The organism is Pseudomonas sp. LB3P31 (assembly GCF_054897945.1).
Genome location: NZ_CM142710.1, coordinates 5,537,485 through 5,549,013, shown reverse-complemented (window position 1 = coordinate 5,549,013; position 11,529 = coordinate 5,537,485). Strand labels below are relative to the sequence as shown.

Sequence of the window (11,529 nt, the reverse complement as noted above, 5' to 3'; positions counted from 1 at the left end):
TCCTTGGTGCCTAAAAATCCCGCTTGTAGAAGATATCCAGCGAACTCGCCACGCCACCCGCCGCTTCCAGGTAGACCTTCTTGCTCAGCTTGTAACGCAGCGCAATGGTATTGGCCGGCTCGAACACCCCCACCCCATAACGCAGACTGAGCTTCTCCGAGATATTGCCGCTGGCAACCACGGAGGTCTGGTCGCCGCTGCCCTGGGTGTCGAGCTGGAAGTCCTGGATGCCGAGGTTCTTTGCCAAGCCGCTGGTCACCCCGGAGCTTCCCATCAATCCCAGGCCGAGCGCCGCCTGGGCGAGCATGTTGTTGTCGCCACCGTCAGTGCTCAGCGGCCGCCCCAGTACCAGGTAGGACAATGCCTGCTCCTGGCTCAACGCAGGTTCCGAGAAGATCTGCGTGGTCGGCTGCTCGGCGCTGCCGCTCAAACGGATGCCGGCGATGACGTCATCGGTCTGGCGAATCGCCTCGATGTCCAGATACGGCTGGTCGAGCGGGCCGGCAAACAGCAACCGCGCCCGGCGCACAGTCAGGCGCTGACCGTAGGCGCGATAGCGGCCATCGTTGAGCCAGAGCTCGCCCCGGGTGTCCATGTTGTCGCCGATGTGCACGTGGCCCTGCAGGTTGGCGGTCAGGCCGAACCCGGCGAAGCTGAGTTTATCGGCGCCAACTTCCACATCAATGTCCATCTTCATCGCCAATGGCGGTTTGCCTTCCTCGGTCTGCTGACCCACGATCACCGTGTCGTCGGAGACCTTGACCGTCGAAGGCGGCAATTCGCGCACGGTGATTTCGCCCCTGGGCACCAGCACCTTGCCGGCCACCGCCAGTTCGTCGCCCTTCATCGAGATCTTCAGGTCCGGGGCGACTTCCAGCTTGGCGTAGGGCTCCACGGTCACCGGCAATTGCGAACCCTTGAGTGCCAGGTCCACCACCAGCGCCTGGCCCCAGGCGATGCTGCCGTTGAGCGTTCCCTGCCCGGTCGTGCCGCTTTTCCAGCCGCCTTTCAACTGCACGCTTTCACCGGCAATCACCGCCTGCAGCTGCAAGGCCTGCAGTTCGATCGGCAGTTCCGGCCCGGACACCTCGCCATCGCTCAACAGCAAATTGCCGTTCACCAAAGGCGCCAGCAGCGTGCCGCCAATGGTGCCGCTGCCATTCAGGCGGCCGCTGATTTTCTCCACCATAGGCACAAATGGCCGCGCCACGGACAGGTCGAGGCCATTGAGGCGGAACGTGCCACTCATGGGCTTGTTCGCCGGCAACGGGTTGATCTGCGCCTGAACCCGCAGTTCGCCGAGTTTGCCGCCGACGAAATTCAGGTCGGTGTCGATGCGCTTGGGCGTCATTTTGCTGGTGAGCAGCAGGGTCTGGTACGGAAAATCCAGCCACTGACCCTTGTCGCGCACTCGCAGGGTGCCGCCGCTGGCATCGATGCTGATCTGGCCGTTCGGACCGCTGGCCGGCAGGTCCAGTTGCAGGTCGGCGTTGAGCGCGCCTTTCCAGGCGAAGTCCTTGGGCAACCACTGCGCCAGGCTCTCGATCGGGAATTGCTTGAGGTGGTAACGCAGTTTCGGCTCAGGCATCAGGCGCTGGTCTTCTCCGCACAGGCTGGCCGGACCGGAGCGCCAGCAATGGGCGCCAAAATTGATTTTGCCATCGGCCAGGCGCTCAAGTTTCGCCGGGGCTTGTAGCCTCCAGTCCTGGCCGCCGGCCTGGATATCGCCAGTGGCCAGACGTCCGCGCCAGTTGCCTTTATCCAGCGCACCGTCGAGTCCGAGGGTGAGTTTGAGCTGCGGGCCTTGCAGATCGAGGTTCAGTTGCTGCTTTTTGATATCGCCCTGGCCGCTGGCGGTCAGCGTGCCCAACGCGGTGTCACCGGCCTGGATGCCACCGCCCTTGAGGTCGATTTTCGCCCGCTGCGCGCTGTCGAGGGTCGCGTCCAGGTTCAGGCTTTGCAGGCGATTGTCCTCGAAGGCCAGTTGCGTGCCTTGCAGGCCGAGCTTGCCTTGCGGCGCGTTGAGCGTACCGGCGACATCCACTCGGCCATTGAGCTGGCCGCGCAGTTGCGGCCACAGCTGACCAAGGCGTGGCATCTTGATATCGATCTGCCCGGCGAGTTTCTGCTGCAGGCTGCCTTTGCCATTGATGCTGTTGTCGCCCAGTCGGATCTGCAGCGCACTGAGGCTCCATTGCTCGCCGCCGCCATCGGCCTTGGCCTGGATCACCGCCGGTTGACCGCGCAGCTTGCCCTTGAGATCAAGGTCGGCGTTGAGGCTGAGCTTTTCATTCTTTATAGCACCGCTGCTGCGCAACGGGCCGGCCAGGGTGCCAGGCAATTCCGCGACCCAATACGCCGGGTTTATCGCCGACAAATCCAGCGCAGTGTCCCAGGCAATGCCATCGGCAAACTGCAGGTTCAGGTGGCCCTCGGCCTTGCCCTGCCCGGCTTCGAGTTGAATCTGCTGCAGGTAAATTTTAGTCAGGTCGCCGGCGAACGGGCTCTGCAGGCTGAAGGCGCCTGCCGGACCATCCAGCGCGGCCTTGAAATTCCCAAGGTATTTGCCGTCGGTGTAGGACACTTCGCCATTGAAGCTGCGCAATGCCACTTCCGGCTCATCGATCAGTGGATAGACGCGGTGCCAGGGGAAGTCCAGCCAGTCGATCTTCGCGTCGGCACTGAGGCCTTTGCTCCAGTCCACTTGCCCGGAGAGCTTGAGGTTCTGTTTGTCGTTCGCACTCAGATCGAGCGTGGCAATCTGCGCGCCCCCGGCGTCGACCTTGCCTTGCAGCGACAGCGCGACCGGGCCCTGTTCAGCTGGCAAGCTGGCCTTGCCGAGCAATTGATAACCGTCTTTCAGGTTGCCGGCACCCGTGAGTTCCAGCTGATTGAGCTGCAAGGTGTCCGGTAAATCGGCGCTGGGTTTGAAGCCGTCAGCGGTGATGCGCACTTTGGCCGGCAGATTCTCCACCAGCGGCTGCAGTTCGCCAGTTAACCGCCCGTTGAAATAGCCGCTGCTGTCGGCTGTAAGATTCAGGGTTTTCAGCAGGTCACCGTCGACCTTCAGGGCAAGCGCCCAGGGACCGGTGCCCGGCGCTGGCAGGGTCAAGGTGCCTTCGGCCTTAAGGGGCCAGTTGCCGCTGGGTTGCAGCAGGCCTGACAGGTTCAGGCTGAGTTCATCGCGCTGCAGCTTTACCGAATCAATCTGCAGCCCCTGGACGGTCCAGTGCGCGGCCAGTTGCAGGCCCTTGAGTTCTTCACTGCCGTTGAACAGCAGGCTGCCAATCTTGACGTCGCCCAGCTCGATGGCCAGCGGCAGGTCAAGGTCTGGCAGGCTGATCGGGCCGCTGCTTTCTTCTTCAACTTCCGGTGGAAATTGCAGGCTGACCTGATCGGCCTGTAGCTGCTCGATGCACAGGGTCCGACGCGCCAGGCACCAGGGTGACCAGGCGAAGATCGCCTTGCTCAGCTCCACCCGACTGGTGTCCTGCTGCCACACCAGATGGTCGGCGCTCCATTGGCCGCCCAGGCGCCCCTGGAAATTCTCCACGCTCAGCCCCGGCACAAAACCCAGTGCCCAGCGACTGCCCGCTGCCGTGCCGAGTACGGTGGAGACGGCCAGGATGATCAGCAGCAACAGGCCGAGGATGACCAGCAGCGTTATCTTCAAACCACGATTCACAACTCGGGCCCCATGGAAAAGTGCAGTCGAATGCCACCGTCGTCATCCAGCGCGTGGGCCAGGTCGAGGCGGATCGGCCCCACTGGCGAGATCCAGCGCACACCGATACCGACGCCGGTCTTGAGGTTCGGCAGTTCGAGCGTATTAAAGGAGTTGCCCTGATCGACGAAGGTCGCGACCCGCCATTTTTCCGCGACCGAGTACTGGTACTCGGCACTCGCGGTGACCATATAGCGGCCACCTATGCGGTCGCCCTCGGAGTTTTCCGGGGACAGGCTCTGGTAGTCGTAACCGCGCACGCTCTGATCGCCACCAGCGAAGAAACGCAGCGACGGAGGCACCGATTTGTAGCCGTTGGTGGCGCTGCCGCCGACCTGCACCCGACCAAGGAAGCGGTGTTTGTCGAACACTGTGGTCAGGCCTTTGACCAGCGCAGTGCCATACAGCAGGTTGTTGTCCGAACCCAACCCTTCCTTGGCCACCTTGGTTTCGAACTGCAGGCGATAGCCGTTGTGCGGGTCGATGCGGTTGTCGCTTTTCAGATAGGAATAGCTGACCCCAGGCATCAGCAAATTGCTGAGCCCAGAGTCGTCGCCCAGTCGATATTCCTCGCGCTGCCACTTCAGCGACACCACGCGCTGCCAACCGCTGGGCAACTTGCTGTGCCACTCCGGGCCTATGGTCAGCAGTTTGCTGAGGGAGTCCTTGTCGGCAATTTCTTCACTCTGGTAACCGCCGGCGAAGCGCAGCTTGTCGGTCAATGGCGGGTCCAGGGGAATGTCGTAGAAAATCCCGACGTTCTGCCGCGGCGCCGATATTTCGGTTTCCCAGCCATAGCTGTGGCCCTGGGGATTGACCCAGTGGCGGGTCCAGTTGGCCTTGACCCTGGGCCCGACGTCGGTTGAGTAACCCAAGCCCAGGCCCATGGTCCGCGGCTTGCGGGTGTCGAGTTTGACATCGACCGGGATCACGTTGTTTTTCGAAGCGGTGGGTGCCGCATCGACCCGCACGCTTTCAAAATAGCCGCTGGACTGCATGGCCTGGTTGAGTTCGGCAATCAGCTCGGAGTCATACGGGGCGCCTTCCTTGAAAGGCACCATGCGCATCAGCAGATCTTCGTCGAAAGGCGTGTCGCCTTCGAAACTGACCTTGCCCATGGAGTAGCGCGGACCGCTCTCGTAGACCAGGTCGATATCGGCGACACCGGCTCGCGGGTCGACTGACAATGTCTGGTGGGAGAAATGCCCGCTGAAATAACCGAAACGCGAAGCCTGGTTCTGGATCAGGCGCTTGGCGTCTTCGTAATTGCCATGGTTAAGTACGGCGCCGGTTTTCAGCGCTGCGCTTTTAGGTACACGAAAGGATTTGAGCGACGCCGCAGGGCCCTGGACCTTGATGGTGACATTGCGCAGGTGAATCGGCTCGCCAGGATCGACGTTGAGAATCAGCCGTGGGCTCTTGCCGCCCTTCACGTCCGACTCGATCTGCGGCTGGTAATAACCCAGGGCCTGGGCGGCCTTGCGCGCCTGTTCCTCGGCACCGCGGCTGAAGCGCAACAAGGCTTCTTCGTCACGATCGCCGAGGCTGCCGATATAGCCCTCTATATTGGCCTTGAGTTCATCGTTGGACGGTTTGACCCGCACATCCAATTCACTTTGCGCCAGCGCCGTGCAGCTGGTTATCAGCATCAGCACGCTACTGGTAATTCTTCCTGGAAACTTCATAGGCGCGGATGCTATCACGAGCTTGGGAGCGTGATAGAGCCTGGTTTGCGCGCAAAGTTCGTCCTTTATGCGGTCGCGGTTTGCAGGACCTGTGGATTGGCGTGGAAAAACACGTGCTCGCGCACTGGCCCGATGGCGACTTCGCCGATTTCCTCATAGCCCTGACGCTTGTAGAACTCCAGATAACGCGGGTTGCCGGTGTCCAGAACCACGCCCTGAGAGTGTTCGTCGACGGCGCACCAGTTGTGCACAGCCTGTAACAATTGTTCGCCGAAGTGTTTGCCCTGGAACTGCGGGTGAACGCCCAGCAACGGCAGCAGGTGCACAGAGTCGGACGGCACGCACGCCATGACCGCATCGTGGTATTCGAGGTAGCGGCGGGTGCAGCGAAATCCGGTGCTGAGGACCATGCGCAGACGCCAGGCCCAGCTCTCGGTAATGCCCAGGCGCCGTTGCGGCGGCGCGATGAGGGCGATGCCGATCAGTCGATCGTTGACCAGCAGGCCGATGGCGGGCAGATCCTGCAGGAAATGCTGCTTGACCAGTTCGCGCACGGTGGCGCGCACCCGTTGCTCGTAGCCGGGACGTTCGGCTTCGAACAGGTAGCTGAACGTCGGCTCATGACGATAGGCCTGATACAGCAGCGAGCGGGCTTCGCGGGAGTAGCCACTGTCGAGCATGTGGATGTCGGCAATGGCGGTCGAGGTGTCGGGCATAACGAAAAATCTCCCCGGGGCACCGCTCAAAATGGCGGCGCTCTTGTTGGTACGAGCCTCTGGGTGTGGGCACAGTTCCTTGCTGGGTTGAAAAACGGCGGTTGCGCTGGGTTTGGTTTATCAATGTATAGACCAAGTGCATAGGATGTGTGCGGGGAGCGCCTGCGATGCTGATGCTGATGTTTGGGACCTGTAGGAGCTGTAGGAGCTGTCGAGTGAAACGAGGCTGCGATCTTTTGATCTTGCTGTGTACATATCCGTTTCTGCGGTCACGGCTGCTTATGGTTTCGCTCTTACAGCGAGTCACTTGGAAAAGCGCCAAGTAACCCGCTGTAAAAGCGGAATCAATGGAAGCCGTTACCGCAGCAACGGATATGTACACAAAGCAAGACCCACCAATGGCTAGCCCCAAACAAGCATGTCAGTTAGCATCGCCCTTTTGCGCCAGGACTGCCGACCATGAAGATCGTCTCCTTCAACATCAACGGGCTGCGTGCTCGCCCGCATCAGCTGGCGGCGCTGATTGAGAAGCACCAGCCCGACGTGATCGGATTGCAGGAAACCAAGGTCCACGATGACCAGTTCCCGTTGGCCGAAGTACAAGCGCTGGGTTACCACGTGTATTTCCACGGGCAAAAAGGCCATTACGGCGTTGCCCTGCTCTCCCGCCAGGAACCGCTGCAGTTGCACAAAGGCTTCAGCACCGATGACGAGGACGCCCAGCGTCGTTTCATCTGGGGCAAATTCGCCGACGCCAATGGCGTGCCGGTGACGATCATGAACGGCTATTTTCCCCAGGGAGAAAGCCGCGATCACCCGACCAAGTTCCCGGCCAAGGAGCGTTTCTACAACGACCTGCAGCAACTGCTCGAAAGCCAGTTCAGCAACGACCAGCCGGTCGTGGTGATGGGTGACGTGAACATCTCTCCCCAAGACTGCGACATCGGCATCGGCCCGGACAACATGAAACGCTGGCTGAAAACCGGCAAGTGCAGTTTCCTGCCGGAAGAGCGCGAGTGGATGGCGCGGTTGAAAAACTGGGGGTTGGTGGACAGCTTCCGCCATCTGAATCCTGAGGTGGCAGATCGCTTCAGCTGGTTTGATTACCGTAGTCGCGGGTTTGAAGATGAACCCAAGCGTGGACTGCGGATTGATTTGATCATGGCGTCCCATGGCTTGCTGCCGCGGGTGAAGGACGCGGGGGTGGACTATGAACTGCGCGGGATGGAAAAGCCGTCGGATCATGCGCCGATCTGGCTTGAGTTGAGCTGAGCCATGTAGGAGTGAGCCTGCTCGCGATGGCGGTCTGACATTCAACATTTTTGTTGGCTGACCCACCGCTATCGCGAGCAAGCTCGCTCCTACAGTGTTCTCACAGCCAGCTACTGTCATCTTTGTGAAACCCTACTGACTTAATCTCCCGGCACTTCCTTTGCTTTGTAGGGTGCCGGCATGCTGCTGCGCGTTTTGTTCCTGTTGATGCTGAGCATCCTGGTACCTGGGTCGGCGTCTGCTGGCGCGTTACCGCTGCCCGACCACGGCCCGGTGTTGCGCATCCAGGGTTCCAACACCATCGGCGCAGCGCTGGGGCCGGCGCTGGTCGAAGGTTTGATGCGCGAGCAGGGATTGCTCAAGATTCACCGCGAGACGCCGGACAAGAGCAACGAATTGCGCATCGTCGGCGAAACCGCACAGGGGCGTCGGGTAGCGGTGGAAATCGCCGCGCACGGGTCCAGTACCGGCTTCACCGCCTTGCAAAGCGCTGCGGCCGATCTCGCAGCGTCCTCGCGCCCGATCAAGGACAGTGAGCTGGCCAGCCTGCAAAACCTGGGTGACCTGAAGAGCCCCGGCGCCGAGCAGGTTATCGCCATCGACGGCCTCGCGATCATCCTGCACCCGCACAATCCACTGAACCAACTGACCACCGAGCAACTGGCAGGCATCTTCAGCGGCGAGACCAAGACGTGGGAAGAAGTCGGTGGCATGGGTGGGACCATTCACATTTACGCCCGAGATGATCACTCCGGCACCTACGATACCTTGAAGGAACTGGTGCTCAGCGGCCGTGGGAAAAATCTCAGCGCCAGCGCCAAGCGCTTTGAGTCAAGCGAGCAATTGTCCGATGCCGTCAGCCACGATCCCCAGGGCATCGGTTTCATCGGCTTGCCTTATGTGCGCCAGGCCAAGGCCGTGGCGATCGCCGACGGTTCGTCCCAGGCGATGCTGCCCCTCAACAATCTGATTGCCACGGAAGATTATCCGCTATCGCGGCGGCTGTACTTTTACCTGCCACTTAACGCAAGCAATCCATGGGCCGAGGCATTGGTGAAGTTTGCCCAGGGCAGCCGGGGCCAGGAGATTGTTGCGGCCAACGGGTTTATCGCCCAGACCGTGCAGGCCATGGCGGTGGTACCCAATGCCCTGATGCCCGAGGGTTATCAGGCCCTCAGTCGCCATGCGCAGCGCCTGACCGTGAACTTTCGTTTCGAGGAAGGCAGCGCCACCCTGGATAACAAGGCCCTGCAGGACCTGTCGCGGGTGCTCGACTATATAAAGCAGCGTGACAAAGCCGATCGGCAGGTGACGCTGGTGGGGTTTGGGGACGCCAAGACTGATCCGGCTCGTGCCGACCTGTTGTCGAAACTGCGGGCCATGGCCGTACGCCGGGAACTGGCCAAGAGCGGCGTGGTGTTTCGCGAGATTCGCGGTTTTGGTGCGCAGATGCCGGTGGCGGCGAACAGCGCGGATGAGGGGCGGATCAAGAATCGGCGAGTAGAAGTGTGGGTGTACTGAGGCGAGCAGGAGCGCTCGCCTCAGCTTCAATTCAGCCCTGTAATTTTTCCAGCTGCGCCGTGGTATCCACCGCGCCCATGGTCTTCGCCGCATCCAGCGCCGACACCCCATTGGCATCCTTGGCCTTCGGGTCAGCACCTTTGCTGATCAGATAGTCGACGATGGCGACGCGGTTGAACATGGCCGCCATCATCAACGCGGTACGACCGTCGAAGGACGAGCCTTCGACCTGCGCCCCACCGTCGACCAGTGCCGTGACCACCGCCAGGTCACCCTTGAACGCGGCGCCGGCAATCGGGCTCTGGCCGTTGTCGTTGCGGATCTCCGGGTCGGCCTTGTGTTCCAGCAGTACTTTTACCGTCTCGACATGGCCATGGTAGGCAGCCAGCATCAGCAAGGTGTCACCCTTGTGATTGCGCAAGTTGGGCGGCAGGCCTTTGGACAGCAACGCTGCCATCATGGCCGCATCGCCCTCGCGTGCCTTGTTGAATACCTGTTCGGCAAATTCAGCGGCTTCTTCGGGGGTCATCTGGCGGCTTTGGTCTGACATGGGGGCTCCACTATCTATGTATTCGCAAAGGGCAACAGTTTCCCGAGCAGCCCGGGCACTGTCACTTCTTTTTTCTGATCAAGGGTCATAGCCACATTCAATAACGGTGTTTGCCGTCGTGAATCTCGGCCAGCACCTGTTCAGTCACCTGCACATAGGTGTGAGTTCCCGGCAGCCAGGCATAAATGGGGTCATCGCCAGTTTTTCCAGGATCAAAGCCTTCGTCCTTGAGCCGGGTTTTCTGGTACTTGAAGGTGCCGGTGGTCTCCATTTTCACTTTCACCCGCAGGAACAACGGCACTGCATACGCTGGCATCTGCTCGCGAGCGAACGCCAGCAGCTCGCTGAAATCCAGGGTTGCCAGGGATTCGGCCGGGGTGATCGCCGCCATCCCGGCGCGCCCGTTGGTGTTGCGTACTTCCACGCCATAGGCCACGGCCTCGGAAATATTCGGGTGCTGCAGCAGGATGTTCTCGACCTCGGTGGTCGAGACGTTTTCACCCTTCCAGCGGTAGGTGTCGCCCAGGCGGTCGACGAACTGCGCGTGACCAAAGCCGATATTGCGCAAAAGGTCGCCGGTATTGAAATAGCGGTCGCCCTTCTCGAACACGTCATGCAGCACGACTTTGGCGGTCTTCTGCGAGTCGGTGTAGCCGTCCAGTGGCGCCTTGTCGTCGATTTTCGCCAGTAACAAGCCCTGCTCGCCCTTGGCCACCTTGCGCATGAAACCGCCGGCGTCACGCAGGGGCTGGCCACTGTCATGGTCATACGCGGCCAACTCCCAGGACATCAGGGAAAAACCGACGGTGTTGTCGAAGTTGAGCACGTTGGTGAAGCCGATATTGCCGTCACTGGCGGCGTACAGCTCGCAGATGTGATCCACCGCGAAACGGCTCTTGAATTCGGACCAGGCGCCGGGGCGCAGGCCGTTGCCGATCATCTTGGTGACCCGGTGCTGGCTGTCATCGACGCTGGGCGGCTGATCCACCAGGTAGCGGCACAGTTCGCCGACGTAGCCGAGGGTGGTCGCGCGGTACTTGCGCACGTCGCCCCAGAACTGGCTGGCACTGAACTTGCGCCGAATGGCGAACCCCGAGGACCCGCTGATGGCCGAACCCCAGCACACGCACAGCCCGGTGGCGTGGTACAGCGGCAGGGTGCAATAGACGATGTCATCCGGGCCCATGTCCAGGGCGATGGTGCCGAAGCTGGCGGAGCTGCGCATCCAGCGCCCGTGCTTGAATACTCCAGCCTTGGGCAATCCGGTGGTGCCCGAGGTGTAAATGTAGAAACACGGATCATCGAGGAAGATTTGCTGGCTGCTCAGCGGATTATCGCCAGGACTGTCGGCGATGGCCGCCATCAGGTTGATGAAACCTTCGGGGGCCATGCCGGGGTGATGGCAGGTGTCCTGATCCGCGACATACCAGGTGCGCGCCGGATCGATTGCCACGCGCTCGCGAACTGCGGTAAACGCCGCCACCAATTCGCCGCCCACGATGATTGCCGCAGGCGCCACCAGGTTCAGGCTATGGGCCAGGGTGTCGCGGGTTTGCGAGGTATTGAGCAGTGCACTGATCGCACCGGTCTTGGCCACCGCCAGGATGCTCACCAGCAGTTCCGGACGATTCTCGATGAACACCGCCACCACATCGCCCTTGCGGATGCCCTGGGCAGTCAGGTGATGGGCGATGCGATTGGCCCACTGGTTGACTTGGGCATACGTGAGCAGCCTGTCGCCCTGAAGCAATGCCGCGCCGTCTGGATTGCGCAGTGTCGCTTGCTCGAAGCTCCAGCCGAGACCACATGATTGGGTCGGGTCCTTGACGTTGGCGGCTTTCATCCCCCTGACCACTCGGAGCAGGGCCCTGGCGATGGCAGGCAGCTTGCGGAGCATCATGCCCCAGGTAATCGTGTCGTTCAGCGCGCGGCTCATGGTTGCTCCCGTTCGATCTTTTTATTGTCGGGTGGCGGTGTCAGAGGGCGAAAGTACGTCAGCGGTTCAGGGCCTGTACACGCGGTTTTTGCAATGTTTTGTATCCGCTATTCAGCTCGGCGCAA

General features: G+C 61.0%; 7 protein-coding genes. 2 read left to right on the top strand and 5 right to left on the bottom strand.

The window, feature by feature from the left end; all coding sequences use genetic code 11:
• Positions 1-10: 10 nt before the first annotated feature.
• From ACYZTK_RS25225 to ACYZTK_RS25215, 3 genes are all read right to left on the bottom strand, one after another.
• Positions 11-3,685, bottom strand: a complete 3,675-nt coding sequence (locus ACYZTK_RS25225; protein WP_462012304.1) for a translocation/assembly module TamB domain-containing protein — start codon at positions 3,683-3,685, stop codon at positions 11-13.
• Positions 3,682-5,409 carry an autotransporter assembly complex protein TamA gene (locus tag ACYZTK_RS25220; RefSeq protein ID WP_462012303.1) on the bottom strand — a complete coding sequence of 576 codons (1,728 nt, stop codon included), beginning with the start codon at positions 5,407-5,409 and terminating at the stop codon, positions 3,682-3,684. The genes ACYZTK_RS25225 and ACYZTK_RS25220 overlap by 4 nt, the downstream gene beginning before the upstream one ends.
• A 65-nt stretch (positions 5,410-5,474) precedes the next feature.
• Positions 5,475-6,125, bottom strand: a complete 651-nt coding sequence (locus ACYZTK_RS25215) for a GNAT family N-acetyltransferase (protein ID WP_462012302.1) — start codon at positions 6,123-6,125, stop codon at positions 5,475-5,477.
• Positions 6,126-6,584: 459 nt separating this feature from the next.
• On the opposite strand from ACYZTK_RS25215, the gene xthA reads away from it, so the two are divergent.
• The gene (gene xthA / locus ACYZTK_RS25210) at positions 6,585-7,397 is read left to right on the top strand and encodes an exodeoxyribonuclease III (protein WP_462012301.1); all 813 of its coding nucleotides are present in this window, start codon (positions 6,585-6,587) and stop codon (positions 7,395-7,397) included.
• 180 nt (positions 7,398-7,577) lie between these two features.
• Positions 7,578-8,918, top strand: coding sequence for a phosphate ABC transporter substrate-binding/OmpA family protein (locus tag ACYZTK_RS25205; RefSeq protein ID WP_462012300.1), 1,341 nt, complete (start codon positions 7,578-7,580; stop codon positions 8,916-8,918).
• A 31-nt stretch (positions 8,919-8,949) separates the two neighbouring features.
• Here ACYZTK_RS25205 and ACYZTK_RS25200 read toward each other — a convergent pair whose 3' ends face one another.
• Together ACYZTK_RS25200 and ACYZTK_RS25195 are read right to left on the bottom strand one after the other, a co-directional pair.
• Positions 8,950-9,468: an ankyrin repeat domain-containing protein gene (locus ACYZTK_RS25200; protein ID WP_462012299.1), complete on the bottom strand. Its 519-nt coding sequence runs from the start codon at positions 9,466-9,468 to the stop codon at positions 8,950-8,952.
• A gap of 97 nt (positions 9,469-9,565) precedes the next feature.
• Positions 9,566-11,404, bottom strand: coding sequence for a long-chain-acyl-CoA synthetase (locus ACYZTK_RS25195; protein ID WP_462012298.1), 1,839 nt, complete (start codon positions 11,402-11,404; stop codon positions 9,566-9,568).
• Positions 11,405-11,529: the final 125 nt, after the last annotated feature.